At 60.3% G+C, this 21,602-nt stretch carries 14 protein-coding genes and 1 tRNA gene; 9 read left to right on the top strand and 6 right to left on the bottom strand.

Features of this window, described 5'->3' with window-relative positions:
- Positions 1–20: 20 nt before the first annotated feature.
- The 4 genes from clpX (at position 21) to LGR69_RS24180 (ending at position 4,887) form a co-directional block, all read left to right on the top strand.
- Positions 21–1,292, top strand: coding sequence for an ATP-dependent Clp protease ATP-binding subunit ClpX (gene clpX, locus LGR69_RS24165; RefSeq protein ID WP_007567156.1), 1,272 nt, complete (start codon positions 21–23; stop codon positions 1,290–1,292).
- Between the two features lie 250 nt (positions 1,293–1,542).
- Complete coding sequence (gene lon / locus LGR69_RS24170) at positions 1,543–3,969, top strand: endopeptidase La (protein WP_007567159.1); 2,427 nt, start codon at positions 1,543–1,545, stop codon at positions 3,967–3,969.
- Positions 3,970–4,040: 71 nt separating this feature from the next.
- Positions 4,041–4,799: an aspartate/glutamate racemase family protein gene (locus LGR69_RS24175; protein WP_230367591.1), complete on the top strand. Its 759-nt coding sequence runs from the start codon at positions 4,041–4,043 to the stop codon at positions 4,797–4,799.
- Between the two features lie 12 nt (positions 4,800–4,811).
- Positions 4,812–4,887: transfer RNA gene (locus tag LGR69_RS24180), tRNA-Val, on the top strand.
- A gap of 265 nt (positions 4,888–5,152) precedes the next feature.
- Here the strand turns inward: LGR69_RS24180 and LGR69_RS24185 are convergent.
- Positions 5,153–5,716 (bottom strand): hypothetical protein, encoded by a 564-nt coding sequence (locus LGR69_RS24185; RefSeq protein WP_230367592.1) that lies wholly within the window; start codon positions 5,714–5,716, stop codon positions 5,153–5,155.
- Positions 5,717–6,097: 381 nt separating this feature from the next.
- Here LGR69_RS24185 and LGR69_RS24190 point away from each other — a divergent pair, with 381 nt between their 5' ends.
- From LGR69_RS24190 to LGR69_RS24210, 5 genes are all read left to right on the top strand, one after another.
- Entirely contained in the window at positions 6,098–7,099 is a 1,002-nt protein-coding gene (locus tag LGR69_RS24190) for a hypothetical protein (RefSeq protein ID WP_230367593.1), read from the top strand.
- Complete coding sequence (locus LGR69_RS24195; protein ID WP_230367594.1) at positions 7,089–8,201, top strand: hypothetical protein; 1,113 nt, start codon at positions 7,089–7,091, stop codon at positions 8,199–8,201. Before LGR69_RS24190 ends, LGR69_RS24195 begins: the two co-directional genes overlap by 11 nt.
- Positions 8,198–8,875 carry a hypothetical protein gene (locus LGR69_RS24200; RefSeq protein ID WP_230367595.1) on the top strand — a complete coding sequence of 226 codons (678 nt, stop codon included), beginning with the start codon at positions 8,198–8,200 and terminating at the stop codon, positions 8,873–8,875. Before LGR69_RS24195 ends, LGR69_RS24200 begins: the two co-directional genes overlap by 4 nt.
- A 264-nt stretch (positions 8,876–9,139) precedes the next feature.
- Positions 9,140–9,532, top strand: coding sequence for a hypothetical protein (locus LGR69_RS24205; RefSeq protein WP_230367596.1), 393 nt, complete (start codon positions 9,140–9,142; stop codon positions 9,530–9,532).
- A gap of 266 nt (positions 9,533–9,798) precedes the next feature.
- Entirely contained in the window at positions 9,799–10,971 is a 1,173-nt protein-coding gene (locus LGR69_RS24210; RefSeq protein ID WP_230367597.1) for a DUF3800 domain-containing protein, read from the top strand.
- Positions 10,972–11,318: 347 nt separating this feature from the next.
- Here LGR69_RS24210 and LGR69_RS24215 read toward each other — a convergent pair whose 3' ends face one another.
- The 5 genes from LGR69_RS24215 to LGR69_RS24235 all read right to left on the bottom strand — a co-directional run bounded on the left by LGR69_RS24215 (position 11,319) and on the right by LGR69_RS24235 (position 20,906).
- Complete coding sequence (locus LGR69_RS24215; RefSeq protein ID WP_230367598.1) at positions 11,319–11,744, bottom strand: hypothetical protein; 426 nt, start codon at positions 11,742–11,744, stop codon at positions 11,319–11,321.
- 208 nt (positions 11,745–11,952) lie between these two features.
- A complete protein-coding gene (locus LGR69_RS24220; protein ID WP_230367599.1) occupies positions 11,953–12,153 on the bottom strand; it encodes a ribbon-helix-helix protein, CopG family in 201 nt (66 codons plus the stop codon).
- 1,161 nt (positions 12,154–13,314) lie between these two features.
- On the bottom strand, positions 13,315–13,581 hold the full coding sequence (locus LGR69_RS24225) for a hypothetical protein (protein WP_230367600.1): 267 nt from the start codon (positions 13,579–13,581) through the stop codon (positions 13,315–13,317).
- Between the two features lie 1,721 nt (positions 13,582–15,302).
- The gene (locus LGR69_RS24230) at positions 15,303–16,622 is read right to left on the bottom strand and encodes a hypothetical protein (protein ID WP_230367601.1); all 1,320 of its coding nucleotides are present in this window, start codon (positions 16,620–16,622) and stop codon (positions 15,303–15,305) included.
- A 372-nt stretch (positions 16,623–16,994) separates the two neighbouring features.
- Positions 16,995–20,906 carry a hypothetical protein gene (locus tag LGR69_RS24235; RefSeq protein WP_230367602.1) on the bottom strand — a complete coding sequence of 1,304 codons (3,912 nt, stop codon included), beginning with the start codon at positions 20,904–20,906 and terminating at the stop codon, positions 16,995–16,997.
- Positions 20,907–21,602 lie beyond the last annotated feature (696 nt).

Consider the following 21,602-nt stretch of genomic DNA (forward strand, 5'->3'; position numbering starts at 1 on the left):
GCGACGAATCGGAGACCGATATGAGCAAGACTGGCGGCAACGACTCCAAGAGCACGCTGTATTGCTCGTTCTGCGGCAAGAGCCAGCACGAGGTCCGCAAGCTGATCGCCGGCCCGACCGTGTTCATCTGCGACGAGTGCGTCGAGCTGTGCATGGACATCATCCGCGAGGAGTCGAAATCCTCGCTGGTGAAGAGCCGTGACGGGGTCCCGACCCCGAAGGAGATCCGGCGCGTCCTCGACGATTACGTCATCGGCCAGGACTTCGCCAAGAAGGTCCTCTCGGTCGCGGTGCACAATCACTACAAGCGGCTCGCGCACGCGACGAAGCACAACGACGTCGAGTTGGCCAAGTCCAACATCATGCTGATCGGGCCGACCGGCTCGGGCAAGACGCTGCTCGCGCAGACGCTGGCCCGCATCCTGGACGTGCCGTTCACCATGGCCGACGCCACGACCCTGACCGAGGCGGGCTATGTCGGCGAGGATGTGGAAAACATCATCCTCAAGCTGCTCCAGGCCTCGGACTACAACGTCGAGCGGGCCCAGCGCGGCATCGTCTACATCGACGAGATCGACAAGATCTCGCGCAAGTCCGACAACCCGTCGATCACCCGCGACGTGTCGGGCGAGGGCGTGCAGCAGGCGCTCCTGAAGATCATGGAGGGCACGGTCGCCTCCGTGCCGCCGCAGGGCGGCCGCAAGCACCCGCAGCAGGAATTCCTGCAGGTCGACACCACCAACATCCTGTTCATCTGCGGCGGCGCCTTCGCGGGCCTGGAGCGGATCATCTCCCAGCGCGGCAAGGGGACCTCGATCGGCTTCGGCGCGAGCGTGCAGGCCCCGGACGACCGCCGCACCGGCGAGATCTTCCGCTCGGTGGAGCCCGAGGATCTGCTGAAATTCGGCCTCATCCCCGAGTTCGTCGGCCGTCTGCCGGTCCTGGCGACCCTCGAGGACCTCGACGAGGCCGCGCTCAAGAAGATCCTCCAGGAGCCGAAGAACGCCCTGGTCAAGCAGTACCAGCGGCTGTTCGAGATGGAGAATGTCGACCTGACGTTCCAGGACGACGCGCTCTCGCTCGTCGCCCGCAAGGCGATCGAGCGCAAGACCGGCGCCCGCGGCCTGCGCTCCATCCTGGAGACGATCCTGCTCGACACGATGTACGATCTGCCGGGTCTCGAATCCGTGGAGCAGGTCGTGATCGGTCCCGAGGTGGTCGAGGGCAAGTCGCGCCCGCTCTACATCCACGGCGACCGCAACAAGGAAGCGCCCGCCAGCGTGAGCGCGTAAGCGCTTGGTAGGGTTGCGTTAAGCGCCCGGCTCCGGCCGGGCGCGCTGCGGGGAACATCTTGAAAACGCTGCCCCCCGCAGCCACCTCAGGCTCATCGCGGTGGCCGCTCGCTCCTTCGAGGAACGGTCCGCGTCGCCAGCCGCAAAGTTCACGACCATCCCGACCCTCGCGGCCCGGTCGGCAACTGGCAGTCGGTTCGCCCCATCTCCGGGGGAACCGAAGCCGGGCGTCCCTGAGAGGAAGTCCCCCATGACACAGTCGAAATCGCGCCAGCCGGTCGTCCCGGGTTCGACGGGCTCCTATGCCGTTCTGCCCCTGCGCGACATCGTTGTCTTCCCGCACATGATCGTGCCCCTGTTCGTCGGACGCGAAAAGTCGATCCGCGCCCTCGAAGAGGCCGTGCGCACCGATCGCCACATCCTGCTCGCCACCCAGATCAATGCGGGTGACGACGATCCGGCGACCGACGCCATCTACAAGATCGGGACGCTGGCCTCCGTGCTGCAGCTGCTGAAGCTGCCCGACGGCACCGTGAAGGTTCTGGTCGAGGGTATCGGCCGCGCCAAGGTGACGGGCTTCACCCGCTCCGACGAGTATTACGAGGCCACCGCCGAAGCCCTGCACGACGAGCTCGGCGACCGCGTCGAGGCCGAGGCGCTCGCGCGCTCGGTGCTCTCGGAGTTCGAGAACTACGTCAAGCTGAACAAGAAGATCTCCCCGGAGGTCGTCTCGGCCGTGACCCAGATCGACGAGCCCTCGAAGCTCGCCGACACGATCGGCTCGCACCTCCTCGTCAAGATCTCCGACAAGCAGGGCATCCTTGAGACCCCCACGGTGGCGCAGCGCCTCGAGCGCGTGCTGTCGCTGATGGAGAGCGAGATCTCCGTGCTCCAGGTGGAGAAGCGCATCCGGACCCGCGTCAAGCGGCAGATGGAGAAGACCCAGCGCGAGTACTACCTCAACGAGCAGATGAAGGCGATCCAGAAGGAGCTGGGCGACTCCGAGGATGGCCGCGACGAGCTGGCCGAGCTCGAGGAGAAGATCGAGAAGACCAAGTTCACCAAGGAAGCCCGCGACAAGGCCACCGCCGAGCTGAAGAAGCTCCGGCAGATGTCGCCGATGTCCGCCGAGGCGACGGTGGTGCGCAACTATCTGGACTGGATGCTCGGCATCCCGTGGGGCAAGCGCTCGAAGATCAAGAAGGATCTGCTCGGCGCCCAGGTCCTGCTGGACAACGACCATTTCGGCCTGGACAAGGTCAAGGAGCGGATCGTCGAGTACCTCGCCGTTCAGCAGCGGGCGAACAAGCTCACCGGCCCGATCCTGTGCCTCGTCGGTCCCCCCGGCGTCGGCAAGACCTCGCTCGGCAAGTCCATCGCCAAGGCGACGGGTCGCGAGTTCGTGCGCATGTCCCTCGGCGGCGTGCGTGACGAGGCCGAGATCCGCGGTCACCGCCGAACCTATATCGGATCGATGCCCGGCAAGATCGTCCAGTCGATGCGCAAGGCCAAGACCTCGAACCCGCTCATCCTGCTCGACGAGATCGACAAGATGGGCATGGATTTCCGCGGCGATCCGTCGGCGGCACTCCTCGAGGTGCTCGACCCTGAGCAGAACAGCACCTTCAACGACCACTACCTGGAGGTGGATTACGACCTCTCGAACGTGATGTTCGTGACCACGGCCAACACCCTCAACATCCCCGGCCCGCTCATGGACCGGATGGAGGTGATCCGCATCGCCGGGTACACCGAGGAGGAGAAGGTCGAGATCGCGCGCAAGCACCTGATCCCGAACGCCCTGAAGAAGCACGGCCTCGGAACCCACGAGTGGTCGATCGACGACGATGGCTTGATGATGCTGGTCCGCCGCTACACGCGGGAAGCCGGCGTCCGCAACCTGGAGCGCGAGCTGTCCAACCTGATCCGCAAGGCAGTGAAGGAGATCCTGATCACCAAGACCAAGTCGGTCGCGGTGAACGTGGAAACCCTTCCGGTCTTCCTCGGCCCGCCGAAGTTCCGCTACGGCGAGATCGACGCGGACGATCAGGTCGGCGTGGTCACGGGTCTGGCTTGGACCGAGGTCGGCGGCGAGTTGCTGACGATCGAGGGTGTCATGATGCCCGGCAAGGGCAAGATGACCGTCACGGGCAACCTGAAGGACGTGATGAAGGAGTCGATCTCGGCGGCCGCATCCTATGTGCGCTCGCGGGCGATCGATTTCGGGATCGAGCCGCCGCTGTTCGAACGTCGCGACATCCACGTCCACGTGCCTGAAGGGGCGACCCCGAAGGACGGCCCGTCCGCCGGCATCGCCATGGCGACCGCCATCGTCTCGACGCTGACCGGCATCGCCGTCCGCCGCGATATCGCGATGACCGGTGAGGTCACGCTCCGCGGTCGGGTCCTGCCGATCGGCGGCCTGAAGGAGAAGCTGCTGGCCGCGCTTCGCGGCGGCATCAAGATCGTGCTGATCCCCGAGGAGAACGCCAAGGACATCGCCGAGGTGCCCGACAGCGTGAAGAACGGGCTGGAGATCATCCCGGTCTCCCGGATGGATCAGGTGCTGGAGAAGGCCCTGGTGCGTGCGCCGGTCGCCATCGAGTGGGAGGAGCCGCTGCCCGTGGCCAAGCCCGCCCGGACGGAAGAGGACGGCGCGGCGTTCATCGCCCACTGACCCGCTCCGTGATCCGATGAGACAAGCCCCCGGAGCCCGCTCCGGGGGCTTTTTCGTGGGACGAGCCCGCCATGCGCATCCTGCTGATCAACCCCAATACCAGCCAGGCCGTGACCGACCTCGTCGCTGGCCATGTCCGCCGCCAGATCGGCGAACGGGCCGCGTTGCGGGCGGTGACCGGCCGCTTCGGCGCCCGCTACATCGCGAGCCGCGCGGCTTCGGCCATCGCGGCCCACGCCGCTCTCGACGCCCTGGCGGAGCACGGGGATGGGTGCGATGCGGTCTACCTGGCCTGCTTCGGGGATCCGGGCCTGTTCGCCCTGCGGGAACTGTCCCCGGTCCCGGTGATCGGCATGGCCGAGGCGGCCTGTCACGAGGCCGCCGCCACAGGGCGATTCGGGATCGTCACCGGCGGCGCGGCCTGGGGTCCCATGCTGAGCGAGTTCGTCGGCACGATCGGCCTGGCCGACCGTCTCGCAGCGATCACCACGATCGCCCCGAGCGGCGGCGAGATCGCCGCGGATCCGGATCGCGCCTTGGGCGCCCTGGCGCAGGCCTGCCGGGATAGTCACGCGGCGGGTGCAGAAACGGTGATCCTCGGCGGGGCCGGCCTGGCGGGCCTCGCCCCACGCATCGCCGGGCAGGTCCCGTGTCCGCTGATCTGCTCGGTCGAGGCCGGCACAAGGGCCGTCCTGGCCGCCACGGGGGCGCCACCCATGCCGCCACCGCGCCCGGTTCCGGTCGAAAGCACCGGCCTCGCGCCTGCGCTGGCCCGCCGCCTCGCCGCCCCCGACGGCGCCCCCTTGCATCGCACCGACCCCATGCCGTAACGGTCGGCCGCCGGGCGGTTAGCTCAGTTGGTAGAGCGTCTCCTTTACACGGAGAGGGTCGGGGGTTCGAGTCCCTCACCGCCCACCATCAAGTGTATCAGATCGCACGCTTATCTGGTTTTTGACTGCGTATCTGCACTCCACTGATTCAATTTGGGGTGCATACGGGGTGCAAAGCGCTCGGTGTGCTGTCTGGGCGTGGATCAGAGATCGGCCTCTGTCTTCCCCGCAGAACGGTACTTTCGAGATCGAATCAACCGCCGTCGCGTGCTCAAGAAGCCGACGGATTAGCTCGCGGGCTAAGCCAACGAGTGATCGGTCGAGCCGATCGGGTGGAGATATCGCGAGAAGAGTTAGAGGCGCCCGGCGATCACGTCGTAGGTTCCGCCGTCCGGCGCGTTATCCAGATACGTTCGAATTAGATCGTTGCGTTGTGCTGTCGCGACCATCGTCCGGTGCAACTGATCGGCCTGACGCATCTTCACTGCATATTTCGGATCGGCGAGCAGCTGAGCGAATTGCGCCAGGCCCGCGACGCTGCGTGTGGGCTGGTAGTTCCATCGGTGGCCAGAGCGGAATTCGCGTCCGTGGATGATCAGGGGACCGGCGCGCTGGATCTGCGGATTGAGCGGCCGGACAAGCCCGAGATCGGTCATGTGCCCGCCGAACTCGAACCATGCATGCGAGCAATCAATGTCGTCCGTGCCGTCGTTTACGAAACCGACGACCGCCGTGCCGACGATGCCGTGAACGATCTCGAGATGGTATTTCAGGAAGAGCGAGGCCCGGTAGCAGGCGCCCTGGAGCGGCAGGATCTCGGTCAGACGCCGGGCGGTTGTGACGACTTGCTGCTCGTCGCTCGTCAGCCCGTTCAGCCAGGCCGCCTCTTGAGCCTTCCGTACCGCTGCCGCACCCATCGTCTCAGCCCTTCTACGCATCTGTTGTCATTGGCCTCGAGATCGGGTTCAGCCGATCGACAGACAAGGTCTTGACTCGGTAAGCTATCGCGCTGGGCGCCGGGCCAACCCCGTCTTGCCCTGGGTCGGCATCACCAACCGCCTCAGTCGACGTTCTCCTGCTATCGTCGCCACACGGGGGGGGGCAACGGTAAGCCTGAGCTACAGGGGGGGGCGCGCGGCGATGCGCCCTCAGGGCGAAAGCCGGTGTGGATTGCGCAACCACAAAGAGCCCTCGGCGCTCGGCCCGCCTTACCTGAGATGCCCATCCATGTACTATGAGTTTGCACCCTGATCGAAAGCAGGGTGCATGCAATTGTTATAAGATGGTTCAGCGGATAGATGGCCGAGACCGTTCACATCGCAGCCATGGCCACGAAGATCTCCAATCAGATCTTCTCGATGTTCATGTGGCAGAAGCGTGGGCCTACAGATCACAACTGGGACTGTGTCAAAAAAGGCGAGCACGGTAAAGAGACCCATCCAACCGATGTTGTCTTTTTCTATGATGAACCGTATCGCGATGTTAGGACATACGTCCAGACGGATCTTAAAAGCTATAAAACAGGGTCGATCGTTCGCTCCAAGCTAGAGGCCGCAATTAGAAGCCTCGCCGAGCAGATCAGCTGCGCTGAAGTAAGTGCCGAATACCAGAAAGACTACACACATGCCCACAGGACGAGCGAAATAGTGGGCATGCTCTTTGTTTACAACCACGATGTGGGATATGATCGTGACTTCAGCGATGAACTCAAGCGCCTCAAACTCGACGGGCTAGACATCCCGCGAAATCGCCGCATCTTCGTTTTAGGACCTATGGAGATCCGCTGGCTCCATAATGTTAGCCACGACATGCAATGGCTACGAGGAAGCTCAGAAGATGACAAATTGCCCAGCGCCGAACATTGCACTTATTTTTATCCGCAGGGCGATAGAGGAATTCAAGTTCTTGGTTCTAAGAAATGTGCGGCTATATTGGAGGTTTTAACGGGGCCGTGGATTATAATAAGGTATCGTAATGAAGAAATGCGTCAGAACGGATACATAATTTACTATCGCGATGATGAAGCGTCAGTTGACGACTTTTTGTATTTTATAGATTATATGCGTCGCTATGGCATGCTGGCCGATCACGACAAAATCAGGATTCGATACATTGAAAACGGATCTGCGACTTCCTCTACGTTTCAGAGTGCGCAGCAACAGTATGCGGAACTCGTCGCAAAATCGCTCACCGATCCTGATAGTCTTGCTGCCGCGGTTCGAAGAATCGTTATTGAACCAGTGAACAGCATCGCGGTGAAGTTTGTGGACGAACAAATTGGAATGGAATATGCCCGATAATCTAAAGTTTCGGAGCGCCAGCGACAAAGATCTTTTCGACCTTTTGATGTCTGCAAAGCAGAGAATTTCGGAAAAGGCTCTGCGTTCGATAGCCCTAGAGCGGGGAATATTATACTCGGAGCGATCTGATCGTGAGTATCTATGCGACGCAATTTCGTTGTTGCCGCACGATTACGGCTCCGTTGTCAGATTAATCGATGCCCGCGAGGCGCCTGCTCGGCAAGAGAAGAGAACATTCACGACGTTACCTGTTGAATTGGATCTCCCAGAACTCGACCTTGTTCTGAACGTTTATAAGAGTGAGCCGGGCTATCAAGATGAGCTTACAATTCATCATAAGCGCGCTACTGGCGTGACGGTTAACATTGCCTATGATGAGGTTGACTATTCTAAAACGCGACTCATGCAGAGAACTCGACGAGATACGGAAATCGAGTTCAGCTTCGAGAACGGCAAAACGATTATACGAAGTCAGTCAACCACGAAAGCCGATGAGGTCGTTGCGGCAATCACAAGGAAGATCGAAGATCTCAAGCGCGTCAACATCACGCCAGTTTCTATCAGTCTTGAGGGGCTGTCCTCGGAGCAGCGATCGCGTTTCTTTCTAGCGCTGATCAGGAGCCTTCCAGAATATCGCCTCATGACTGTCGTAAACATGCGTATTGCGTCTGAGGGTGATGATCAAGATCTGGAACAAGGGATCGACATTGATAAGGATAATGACGTTGCTGCCGCGCCGGAATTGGTGGGCCGTGTAAACAGCATCGTTCTTTCGGGAAATAACCTTCTCCAATCCGCGGAGTATCAAAATCTTCGGCGAAGCGGATTTTTCATCACCTCGATGACATGGCAATCTGAGCAGCAGGCCGAACCACGCGATGTTTTGCAATTTGACGCGTCGTTTAAGCGCGCTCGAGAAGGCACAGGGTTTCGGTTCAATGCCAGAATCGCTCGACGACTTCAGAACGGGAATCCAACAAGCGACTTCAAGCCCTTGGAAGTCCATCGTCAACCGAGCATATGGCGCATGATCGAGACGGCGTCTCAGCAGGTTCTGGCGGATATCAAAACTAACCCACCTGAGCGCGGAGATAAGCCGTGATCCGGCATCGTTGGATTCGAGCGCAGTGGCCGATCGATATGCGGACGCTCGCAAGCCGGCTAGGCAAGCTCGAATATAAGTCGGATGCCCGAACCGGCTTTATCTTGGATCGTGCTCGCGCCGATATCGTCGAGGGCAGGTTCGTAGAGCGAGTGTCGGTCTCAGAGCGGGTGGTCAATCCGCTCGGGGGAGAACAGTTATTCGATCGAGTCGAATTTCGGGTCGCTGAATTCCGTGCGACTGACGGCGATCACGGGCTCGAGATCATCAACCCGCCTAGATCGACGACGATGTTTCTGAATCTTCTATCCGAGGCGTGCGACGATGCTTTGGCGCTCCAGGCAATGGATATCAACCCATTGGTTTGGGGAACGCTGATCGGCGATCAGGTCGGTGAACGATGCCGATTCCTTAGCTTGCAGCTGTCCAAGTTATCCCTGTCCGAAACGGTGTCCGCTCAGATCGTCCTTAATGGAACATCGGACGTAAGGCCCTATCTCGATGACCTTACACTAGGCCGTAAATTCCTCATCGATAAGGTGAAGATTGAAATCGGCGAGCAACGGAAACACTCGCTTATCTTGGGACGACAGGCGGCTGTGTCCTCATCGCAATCTATGTCTGTGGCATTGCTCCACATCATACGATCCACAATTGCCAGGGCGCAGCTTTAGGCCCTGCCGCTGTGCTTGTTCGAGGAAGCGAGCTACGCGAGCGATCGATATCCGGGGGCGATTTGGCCAGTTGATCAATGCCGAGCGATAGCTGGGAAGCGGCCGCTTCGAATTCGGCTTGGGCCTGGGCCACTACCGTAAGGTTCGCGTGGAAGCGCTCAGGGAAAGGCAGTGTAGAAGCTGTGGTTCGCCTCTTGAGTCCCTTTCTGGCAGAGGGCGAGGGTGATGGAGCGATGCTGGCCCCGATCGAAGAAGGATTCGATGATGCCCCCCTACTTCCGGCTGATGCTGGCGGCGACCGCGCTATGTTCCGCTCCTGCTGTGTCCGTCGCTCAGGACCTTAGTCGCGCCGATGTAGGACGAGCCATAATCGCTATGAACAAGCGCGTGCGGGCCGCGGTTGGGGAGCAAGCAAAGCGTCTCGAACTCGGGACGGATTGGGTTGAGTATTGCGCGCTCGAGACGGCCAGGAAGCTGGCGACGCATCCCAAGGATGGCAGTGTCCCGTTCGGGTCAAATCCCTTCAACGAACTAAATAGCAAGCCGCTGCTGGAAGAGGCGCTCGATCAAAAGGAGGTCTACCTTCGCCAGGATCAGATTCTCTGTCTTTCGGGCGTGAAGCGCACGCTCAGAGGGGACAACAGCATACAGCCGTGACATTCGGGGCGGCCCACGTACACTCCCCCGCTCAGGCAGCGCCCTGCTCTTCAGCCTCGGTCAAGGCGGCGTTCCACATATCGCGCCGGAGCTGGCGTGATCCCCTTCCAAGATGTCCAGCCGCGCGTTGATCATCAATGCGGTTTGACCGTGATCGAGCGTAAGGCCGCGAGACCGAGGGTCTGGCCGGGTTCGCCTTGCCGCTTGACGATCTCTGCCGCTACAAGCTCCAGTTGAAATAGATCGGTGGACCGACGAGGCGTTATATGTGGGCGTATGTCGACGAAAGCGGGAATACTGGGAACAAAATATTCGACCCAAACCAGCCTCATTACATCACAGCTGCCCTGATATCCAAGACTAACTTCGATTTATTGAACAAATATGCTTTATTCAAAATCTCACGCAAAGTTGACAGTGATGCCTTGCACGCGAACGAGCTTGGCGTCGCAAAAATCGAAACCATCGCGCTGGATATCCATCGTCTTCTGAAAAAGAGCCCGTCGCGGTTTTTCTTTTCAAGGCTCGAGAAGCGCTATCTCGCGACTGCCAAGGTTTTCGATACATACTTCGATGCGGGCGAGAATGTCGCGGTGCCATGGCATGTTTACTGGGTAAAGCACTTAAAGCTTTTGCTGATGTTCAAACTGTCTCACGCGGTTGTCACTGATGAAGTGGCAAGCATCGTATGGGACTGTTTGACAGCTCCGAACGAGCGAACCTCGAAGGAGTTATTCGTTCAAGGTGCGGAGGCCATGCTTGAACATGTAGATCGGCTGCATGATGCTCGGTCTCGACAACTCGCAACGGACGCTTTGACGTGGGCTAGAGACAATCCGCAGGCTTTCACGACGTTCGTAAAAAGTAAAGTCGACCGGCTTCTAAACGCTCCAAATTTCGTGGCGTTCACGAATCTACTAGATGGAATCGAACATCATTCCAAGAAATGGGATCGGCCTGTCAGACAGATTGTCCACGACGAGCAGTCCCAGTTCGGAAAAACCCTCACCAAATGGCATGCGATCATCAGTGATAGCTCGCGAAAAGACGAGAGGCCCTTGCATTTGCCTGGGGAGGACCGGCCATATCGCTTCGGTCGGGTTCTCGGCAGCGAGTTCAAGATGTCGACCGAACAGAATAGCGCAGGACTTCAGGTGATCGATGTCATTCTTTGGCTGTTTAAGCGCACCCTTGACGGCAAAGAGATCGGAAATCGATCCGGGGAGTTGCTGAACTACGCGATGAAGAATGGCCTCCAAAACGACATGTCATTCGCCGGCGTCGAAGGTTCGCTCGAGGCTGATCTCAACAAGGCGATGTCGGCAGATATGAGCCGTGAGCAGTTAGAGTTCGGGGAGAATTTCGTACGCGAGAACGAAGCGCGTCGTCTCGCGGCCATGCAGGCTGCGGAAGCAGCTCGCCTCACATCGACAGATTGAGTGGCATTCCAGGCCCCGCCGTCTCGGACCTAAAGCATGGCGGGGCTTGCGTTATGGATAGCAAGATGGTCCGACCTCAGTGGTCGCGCGGCAACAAAAAACCCCGCCGAAGCGGGGCCAATCGGTCACGAACTGTTTCCGGCTCTATGCCGGCTCATGCGCGAGCTTTGAGGCCATTTGAGCCTCATACTTGGCCATGAGGTCATTGTACGGGGCCGAGGTTCGAATGCGACTGGAGGCAGCGCGACGCCTTGCGTCAGCACTGGCAACAAGAGCCTTGCGGCGAGCCTCTGCTTCAACATTCGCCTTCATAATGTCGATCATTCTACTCGCTCCAATTGCAACAATCAAGAGCGTGAAACTCGCCAGACCCTTTGGCCATGGAAGCCCTGTTCCGCGATCACGCGATAGCCGTTCCGAGTGAAGACCCGGCCGATGGCCTCGTGCTTCGCAATCGCTGCGGCTGTCAGGTTGGCGTCGCTCGTGATGCGCTTGAAGGTATGAGGCTGGGTCCAGCATATCAGATTATCCGTGGCTGCGAGGATAACGTCCAACACGGCTGCGCGATCCGTTCCCGTCAGGAAGGATTTGGTTGCAAGTCCGCTAGTAAACTCGGCTTCTTCTCCTGTGTCGACACGACGGGATATCAAGGAGCAGCCAAACTCCTGCCAATTGTATAGGGATACAATGACCAAATAGATACGCTTGGCTTCGGTGTCATATCCGATAGGACTTAAAACGGACGATGCATCGTCTGTGACAAGGCGATCCATCTGATAAGGCGGTCCATTTATATCAAGCGTGAATGCCACCTTCGATATGCCCCCGCAGGTACGAATTTGAAGATGGGGTGATATCGTGTGATCGAAACGTGAGCCATGGCTTAAAGTGAGGCTCAGCGCCGCTCGAGGAAGGAACAGGATAACTTAGGGCGTGGGGATTCGTCTGAAGAAACAGGGTCGTCCTAGACGGGATCGCCGGTCACGCGACGTCGTCATCGAGACTGGCTATCGTCGCGAGGTTCTTCTCCAAGCCTTCCAGAAGCGCCGGCAAAGCGGTGATCGGATCGGTCATGAGGTCGGTGCCCATGCGGATGAACGTGCGCATTAGCTCGGATCGCGACACGCCCAACATGGCACTGAGATTGTCGAGGACATCGAGATCGTCGTTGGTGAGGATCACAGAGCATTGCCGGGATGCACGGGCACTTAGGGGGAGGGGCATCGGATTCGGTGAGGGTTGCGGATCCGGCGGTGTTGTCGATCCAGGGGGTGAATGGGGGCGGCCGGTGCGGGCGTTCCACTACCATTTCTATTGGTAGTGCCCTGAGAGCGCATAAGCGGGCCGCTGGCGGCGTTCGTGGTCTCGGCCGGTGGTTCGGGGTGCCGGAAACAAGTCGTCGCCGTCGCGGGTCGAATTGGAGGCTTGGCGGGGCTGTGCGGGGAGATCCCGTAGTGACAGATTTGTCACCGTCAGATTTGCAGACAGTGGATTGGGAACCACGGCCAAGCTTACGCGTTTTGGATCATTGGCGCCTATGTGAGCGACGATAGTCCGGTTCGGCGAAGGTCGATTCAGGGGACGTTACCGGCTGGCCTACAGGGTCGATTTCTCGGGGGGGGATGCCCCCGAAAGCTCACGATCCGAGAGACGGGAATTTCCCGCATTTCAGGCGGCAGCAACCCGCCAACGGGCCGGCGGCATGGCCGTCAGGCGCGGTTCTCGCAGAATGCCCTGATCCACTCCATCGAGCGTGTCGGTCGGGGCGATCAGCATCACCGCGTCGAGCGCTTCAACAGCGGTGGTTAGACCGGAGGAGCGATCGAGCAGTGGCGAACACTAAGGAGATGGTCGCGTCGGCCCCAGAGCATGGCAGGACGCGCACGGTGCGGTTCGCGCCAGCGTCCGAACAAAGCAGGACGCGAAAGGTCCGGTTCGTGCCGACAGCATCCGAGTGATCGGCGGGCGGGATCAGAGCGCGGTTAAAAAATGATGAACGGGTTTAGCCGGCATTAGCGAGTTCACGGTCACGATACCCTTATCGAATGGGCTGAGGGGTGACCGATGGATCTGGACAGCGTGACGACGTACCTCGCTCGGGCGGCCAGCGTAGTCTCAGCCTGCGTGGTGGTCTTGCGGCAGATCCGAGAGCGCCGAAGGCACAGAGAAGGCCCGGCCAAGGAATAGGCCAACCGTCGGCGGCGGGTTCTAACTTGATCAGGGTCAAGTATGGATCACGGCCGGCGGCGGCTCAGGCAAAACATACGTGGCACGCACCATTGGCCCCGCGGCACCCGGCAGGATCTGAGAATCGGGATAAGGGCGGTGATACCGACGTTTTGCTTAGGCTCGGCCGGCTGGCACGGCATCTTTAAGCGGTGTCGTGGCGTGATCGTCGTCCTGGCCGATATGCTCAGCCACGAACGCGTCGGCTGCGGCGGGGTCAAGGACCATCGCTAGGGCGAACTGGATCAAATCCCGCAGTACCTTTGAGCGTGAGGGCTCAGACGGATCGGCGAGGCGGATGAGATCGACGGCATCGAGGGTGAGGTCATCGAGGACAACGCCAACGGTGCGGGAGGGGCGGGCGGCAAAGGGTGTCGAGGTCATAGGTCGATTCGTGGGTTGGATCAGTTAGGGGATTCCCGACCATGCGGGTGAATGGGGCAGCCGATGCGGGTCATCCGCAATCAGACCGGTTGAGCGCAATTTAATTAGGCGCTATCTAGCGAAGGCCGGCGAGCTTTATCCCTCAGCTACGCTGGTTCCCCGCTGTGCTGTCGAGCGCCTGATCGGCGGCACAGCGGGTTCTCAGGCGAAAAGCATATTCACCGGGAACCACGGTCAAGCTTCCGCATTATGGTGATCGTCGGCGCCCATGTGAGCACGACGGTCTGAGTCGACGGGGGTCGGTTCGGAGAGCGCTACCGGTTGGTCTAGTGGTCGGATTTCTCGGGGGATTCCCCCCGAAACTGCGGCTTCCGGTGATCGGCGCGGGGACCGGGCGATGATCCGGGTCAGCTCCCGCAATATTTGCCAATCCGCCACATAGGCGTCGTGCGGCATCAGGCGGCCAGCCGGGCAGCCTGTCGAGCCTTAGCGTCGTCCCGGAGCCATTTCCCGACCGCAGCGGATAGGAAGGCTTCGGCCCTGGCGGCCCCGTTGGGATCGAGACCAAGCCACTGGTCGGTGATTCCCCGGTCCGGCAGGGTCGGCATGGTGATCGGCGCCGGAACCCAAGTAGGCCGGAGCCACTGACTCGTGTCGATCGTCTTATGCTTCGGGTCGAGACGGCTCTTAAAACCGCGTCGGCGCGTCTCGTACTTCCGCCTGGGTAGGGGAGCGGTGGTCATGATGGTTTTCCTCTTGGTCGGGTGATCAGCGAGCCTCAGCGGCCTCGACAAGGCGGCGTAGGCAGGCACGGAAAGCGGGGTCATCCCCGCCAGGGAGATTGGCGACGGCAGCGATCAGAGCGTCCGCACGGGACACGCCGTGGTCATGCTGGACGGATGCGGCAGCCGGGGTGCGGATCGGCGGGACAGGAACCCAACCACCCCAAAGATCCGAGTAGAGCCGGACGGTCTCGGGAGCCGTGGTCGGTGCGGTCTCGGGTACGAATTCGTGTGCAGGGTACGAAACCGTGTGCGCCTCGGGGTACGAACTAGTGTGCATCTCGGGGTACGAATTCGTGTGCATCCCCGGATTGGCGGTCTGATCATCAGCGAGACGCTTGAGACGACGGCGACGTTGTTGGGCGTAGTGGGTCGAGGGCTTTACCCCCATCTGGTCGAGCTGCGCCTTGAACGACTGCGACCGGGGCGTGGCACCCTTGGCAGCGCGGCGGGCACGAGCACGAGCGGCACGGCGGGCACGGTCGAGATCCCGGCCGGTCGGTGAGGTGGACGAAACGTCGGCGGCGTCGGTCATGAGGCATGCCCCCTAGATCTGTAGGGGCCATTATACCACTATGTCACTGATATTGCTTGATTATCAGGAAATCCGCCGGTCTCGGAGCCCTACCGGACACGACAGACCCGTGGTCGAGGTCAGAGCCGACCCGACCAGAGGTGAGACTGAGCCGAGGTGAGGGCCAAGAGCTGATCGAGGCGAAGGTCATGAGGTCAGGAAACCCGATGGCCAAGTCTAGAGGTATAGCAAAGGCTAACTCTGAGGTCCGGAAGAGAAGAAGAGATAGGGAAGGGAGAAGAGAAGGGGCCCCCCCCTTCTAGTACCTGTGGAACCAAACCGGAAAAATCATAAATGGAAACAACGACATGAGGCGCCGCGGACCGGACCCGTTTTCCGGCCGTTTTCGACGCCTCATCCGATCCTCAGTGGCCTCCGATCAGGGGGGCTTTGCCGGCCCGCTGGAGGTAGGCGTCATGCATCGCACCGCGCATCAGGGAGGCGTCAGACCCGGCCTTGGTGATCGACGAGTCGTGCATTGGCAGGGTGGCGACGCCCTTATCCAGGCACGCCATGGCCGCCGCCGTCATGATCATCGACTCCTCCCACTGGAGGCGGATGCCGGCCCCGGTGAACAGACTCTTGCCGATGGGGGCGTGCTTGGCCTTCAGCGCCTCGAATAAGGCCTTCGCGCCGGCCATATGCCCCTTGGCGATGGCGTCGACCTCGGCCTGGGTCATGCGGATCTGGGTGGTCTCGAATTGCGCCCCGGCCGCCTGGGTGGCGAGCCGGTAGCAGAACGCGAGCAGGCCCGACCGCTCGCCGCTGGCGTTGATCAGGATCTGGGTCGCGAGCTTCGCCTCGGTTCGGCCGAAGGTCGGGTGCGCGACCGCGTACAGATCCCCGTCGAAGTCGAGGCCGCTCAGGTGGTAGAGCAGCCGCGGATGGCACCCGGAGAAATCCGGTTCCTCCACGGGAGCGCCGTCGATCCTGAGCTGTGCCCGGCGGCCCTTCTGGCGATTAGACAACGTCTGATACGGCAGACCGTACAGTCTCCCGCCCGCGCGGGTGGTCATGTTGTAGACCGCGTGTGCCTGATCCCGGCGCGGATCGTAGACCCGGCCGTCGATCATCATCGGCGCGTTCTGAGTCCAGGCCACGTCCGGCGCGTCGAGCGAGACTACTATACCGCGCATGGCCTCGTTCAGCCGTTCGATATGGCGGCGCCTGCGCTCCAGCTCGCGCGTATCCGGGACCGGCATCATCTGCCCGTCACTGCCGCGCATCACGATAGGGTCGCGCAAGCCGTACACCAGGGCGACTTCGACTCCGATCAGATCGACCAGCTTCTGAGTCGGCCAGAACGTCGTCTGGATGCCCGAACCGCCTTCCATCGCCACGCCCTTCAGGACATGGATCCATCCGGCTGCGTGCAGGCTCTCCAGGGCGCCGCGAACGTGTTGATAGGTGTAGCCCCGGCCGACAATCCCGCTGCGCCTCACGTACCACTCTTTGCGCAGGGAAACGCTGATACGCTGCTCGGTGCCGGCCACCGACATGGCTTCCGCCAGGATAGACGCGACGGCGTGGTCACGGTCGCCGTTGCCGGTCCAGGGCAGGTCCCGGTAATCGCGGAAGCATCCCGGCATTGCCCACCGGAACATCATAGGGATATCGCGCTTCGCCTCCGGATCTTCCCAGAAGCCTTGCGCACCAATATAGCATGTGCTAAGTTTCTTAAGCATACAACGACTCAGCCCGGTCGTCCGTCAGCTCTGCTCAGTGAGACGGCGACCGGGTGCCCCTTTTGGGCGGCTGATGGCCACGGATTTTTCCGTTGACCTGATTTTACGGACGGCGTACCCTGATCGCAGTTAGGGGCATTGCGCCGGTTCGATTCGATTAATCGAACGACAGGCCCTGTACCACTTATGTTCCGCCCTGTCCAACAAGACAGGCTTATCGTGTTGAGCGCGATCGATAGCTTGTGCCTATAATTTCATTGAGCTAGGCGTCAGGAACATCCCTATAGGGCACTGACCGTTCAGACATGACCTGAGCGTATGGTGCTGCATCCAGATCACATTGCCATGTCCTGGATGCATGATAGTTATGCGTTAGGCGAAACCATCATAATCGTGGGTTCGCCGGTTCATGGAGTCTTGGAGCTTGCGCTGGACGGTGTTGGCAAGTTCCTCCGGGGACTGATTGTGCCCGGATATGCTGATCGGCGCATTGATCGTGTGACCCACTCGGCCGCCGCCGCCAGCACCAGCCGCACCACCTCCACCGACCCTTAGAGGGGTGGACTGTCCGAGACCGCCACTCCTCGGCGGCGCCACGTCAAGCTGACCGAGACCAGCCGGAGAACCTGAGCTGCCAACCCCGGCGCCGGCAGACTGGCCACCGATGGTCGGGGTCTTTGATCGTGCGGCGTCCTGGGCCAGCGCCTTTGACTGCGCAATGGACTCCTGGGCGCGGCGGACCATCAAACGATCGGCGTCCACCCACGTCTTGGCCACGTTGTCGGACTGGTTGCCCGCGATGCGCTCCAACTGGAGCTTCCCGGTGCGGGGATCGACGCGGGTCTGACCGGTCGACATGCCGACGTGGCCACCGGTTTGGTTGTAGCCCTTCCCGTGCGTGTCGAGCAGAACGTCGCCTTTCGCTACGTCCTTAGGGTCAACACCAATTCCCCACTTCTGGTAGGAGTTGGCGACCGGGCTGCCGGTGCCCCTGATCCCGACAGAGGCCAGGGAGGCGTTGACCATGCGGGCGCACCACGCGTTCACGCTTCCCGCCACGTCGTGGCCGACGAACTTCGACAGAGTGCCCCGGTCCCGGTATTCGTTCTGGCCGAGGAACCGAGACATCGTATCGACGGCGCCGGCCGCAGAACCGGGCGTCGCCGATCCAGCAACGTTGCCGCCACCACCACCACCACCGCCGCGTACCGTGCCGACCTTCCAGCCCTCGTGTTGCTGCATAGCGTCGAGGAGTCGACCGCGTTGCTCCGGGGAGTATTCCGACATTCTCTTGCCGGGATCGCCGCCCATGGCTTTTAGATAAGCTGGAACATTATTTTCGGAGGCGGGCGCCCAACGACGTATTGCGCCGCTAAGGGTAAGATCTTTGTAGCCCTTGGACTCGAACAAGAGCTTTTCTTGAGCTTTACGTCCGGCCTCGTATGATGGGAACTTGGCGAAGCGACCGTCTGAGCCGATAGCGCCCATAGACTTAGCGAATGGTCCGAACTCAATATTGCCAGGGTTGTTGTTTCTCCAAGATCTACTTCCCCCGCTTTTCTGGTCGGGAGATGCGGTGTCCGATCCGCCGGCACCCTGTGCGTTCGTGGGAGCACCGCCACCGCCGATGATCCCGTTACGGCGCATCCCGGTATCGGCAAGTGGTCCGCCCGATGATCCGCCACCGCCGACGTTGCCGACCGTTCCCGACATGACAGACGATGATGCCTGTCGTGCGGAATCATTGATGGAACTGGTGATCGCGCTGGCAGGGGATTTCTTGGCGCTGTCGGCCAGAGCTTGCGACTTATCGTTTCGCAGGGCCTCCCTCTGTACCTTGAGGGAGTCCTCCAGGATCTGAGTCTGCTTCTCCTGCTCCGATTTCAGCTTTTCGGCCGGGGCCTGTTCTGCGGGCTTGGCCCTGGTCGGGGGATCGACCCATCCGGTGGTGCCCTCCGTTGGCTTGGGCGTGTCACCATCCAACCACCGCTGGAGCGGCGCGGGGATCACCTCGTTCAGCAGCGCCTTGCCGCCGGCCTTCAGCCCTTCCAGAGAGAATGCCGATTTCAGGCCGTCCCAGAGCGCCTGGACCATAGGTCGAACGGCGTCCAAGATTAGCGTCGAGATCGGACCGCGCATCGAGCCGATGGCCCCGGCCAGCCCGAGGATGAACCCGCCACTCATCAGCTTTGCGACGCCGGCCAGGGCGCCAGCAACAGCACCGCCCCCTGCACCAGCGGCAGCCGCACCTATTCCCAACACACCGGCAGCCGCACGGGCGATGCCGACGATACCGAGGACAAGGCTTGCTACGCCGCCGATGACGCCCATGACCGGGGCGAGCGCGACGCAGGCCACCCCGAGAGACAGGAACTGCCCTGCCAACCGACCGACCGTTTCAGCGCTGGCACCAGACCCTGTAAAGACGGTGGCGACTGACGATACTGCGCCGGCGATCTGGCGGATGCCGGATGCGAAGCCCTTGCTGAATTCGCCGATCCGCCTGCCGAGGCCCCCTATGTTGGAAGGGAAAATGGCCTCCAGGGCTTGCTTCCAATTTTCAAAGCCGAGCCCTTGTCTTAGGCCGTCCAGAGCGTCACGAACGTATTGCGAGACTTGGTCATAGTTGAACTTTGAGTGCAGATCGCGGAAAAACCCATTGATCTCACGAAGAACGCCATCAAACCCTTTGCCAAAACTTTCACAGAACAGTGAAAAGATAGTTTGATACTGCTGCCAGAGCATCTTCCAGCTCTTCATCTTCTCGGCGCTGGCCTCATTGATGAAGTTTGCGTTTTTCGGATCGTGGATTTCACGGTCGGTATTAATCTGGCCGTCGATACCCTGGACGATTTGCAAATCTTCGTCGGACCATTGCCCGCCGCTCAAGGCATCTGCGACTTGCTGACGAAGTTGTGGGGCCATACCCTGAAGGCCCTTCATGATTTGATAGTATACAGCCTTGCCGTTCTCCCCTGCGAATTGGGCTGCCATATTCTTGGCAGAACCAAAACCTAGGTTCTTGGCTGCGAAATTCAGTTCCTTCCGCTTCTTCGGATCAACAAATTTGTTGCCACCCTGGAGGATTGAGCTGGCAAGCGCTGTGATCGAGGTTCCGGCCTTGCCCGGTTGCACGCCAACGCTCTGCCCTCCGGAGACCATCGCCACCAAGTCCTCAGGGGTAAAGCCCTTAGACATTGAAAGTAGGCCCTGAGATCTATTCAGGCCTTCGACAATTTCGTCACTCTGTGTCGGATCTTCTCGCGCACCGACGCCAATGGCGTTCAGTATTGAAAACATGCGGTCTGGCGTCGCCTTGCTGCCGAGATTGCGCGCTAGCGTGCCGGTGAGCTTGGTGGTCTTACTGGTATCCAGCTCTAGCGCAGATCCTGCCTTCAGGATGTTGCGGGTCTGCGCTATCGGGTCGATCAACCCGGCCTTGGATGACTCGCTGTAGGCGCGCAGGGTATCCGCGACGGTGTTGCCGGTGCCGATGGCGAGCTGATCGAGACCGGCAGGCCCACGGCGAAGCTTGCGAATGTCGGCGTCGGTGATTTTTCGGCGACCGCCTTTGCCATCGTCCGTGTCGCTGAAGATCTTGAGGTTCGTTTCCTGTTCGTCGATATCGGCTCGGGTGCTCACGCCCCGCTCGACGGCACGCTCCAGGCCGTAACCGGCGACGGCGCCTGTGGCGGCGGCGGTTCCTGCGATGCGGCCGGCGCCCGATCGGATCTGACCAGCACCAGCACGGGCCTGTGACGCCGCGTGGGTCCGAGCACGTTCTAGAGCCTTGGCATCCGAGATCGCCTTGCGGGTTTCCCGATCCCTCATCTTGGCGGTGGCCGAGATCTCACGCCTTGTTTCGGCTTCGGCCGCCGCTTCCGCCTGGGCGCGCTGGCGAGACATGCGGGCGCTGAAGGCGAGCTGATCCCGTAGGACGCGTTGTGTTTCCTTCGAGTCGTCCCGAACCTGTCGTGCCGCGTCGGTGTCCTGTGCCTTGCGCTGGGCCGCCATTCGCTTTTCAAAAGCAAAGCGCTTGCGCAGGTTGGTATACACGTCGCCTTCGATGCCGATCGCTTCTCGTCCGGCCTGGACGGCATCGGCGCCGATCTTGCCGCGCATCCGGCCGATTGTCGCCATGGGGTTGCCGAACGCCTTGAGATCCCGACCCAACTGGGAAAGCTCCCGGTCCATCAGCTCGAACTCACGGCGCAAGGCACGGGCTTCCTCCAGCTCGTTGACCTCTACGTCGAGGTTAACTTTGATATCGACTTTATCGGACATGTCTTCATCTGTGGTTTGGGCACACGGCTGCATTCGCGCTCAGTATCGGCGCGGCATGCGGTGCGGATTGTTTCGGGATTGGTGGGCTAGGTCCGGTAAATCCGAACGAAAAACTTGATACACCAGAGATCGATTTGGAAACCGACCTAAATGTTTTTCCGTTGTGCGCTCATGAGAAGTAAATCGGAGCGAAAATTGATATACAGCATATTGGTGTCAGCTACCCCGGGTGGGGGGTCTAATAAAAAAGAGGGGGGGTGGTCGATTATTCTGGCACGTTGATTGCCGTCGCGCTGAGCCTGTGCTGACCGTGGCCGTGGTCGAACACCGCACGAACACCCATGATCTTGGGGTTGCTTGCCGAATTGATCAGCCCGACCATGCGTTAGGTTATTGGTCCCAACTAGGATCCATGTCTCGTCCGCTGAGGTATGGCACAACGTACGAGGCTCGCCTTGAGGCGATTCTATAACTGCTTTATAGTGTAAGAAGAAAGTATTATGGAGAAATAATATGCCAGATGATGGGTTGTCTCAGCAGATAATCGGCACATGCGATCAAGAGATTGAAAATTTTTCGAATGACTGCTCTGGATTTCTTAAGTCAGTTGCAGGTAAATTCGGAGTTCTGGTAGTTGGAAATGCTAATTCAATATACAGAAATATTATCTCGGATGCTAGCGAGCCATGGCGCGTT

It is taken from the genome of Methylobacterium brachiatum, assembly GCF_020523825.1.
GTDB lineage: Bacteria > Pseudomonadota > Alphaproteobacteria > Rhizobiales > Beijerinckiaceae > Methylobacterium > Methylobacterium brachiatum.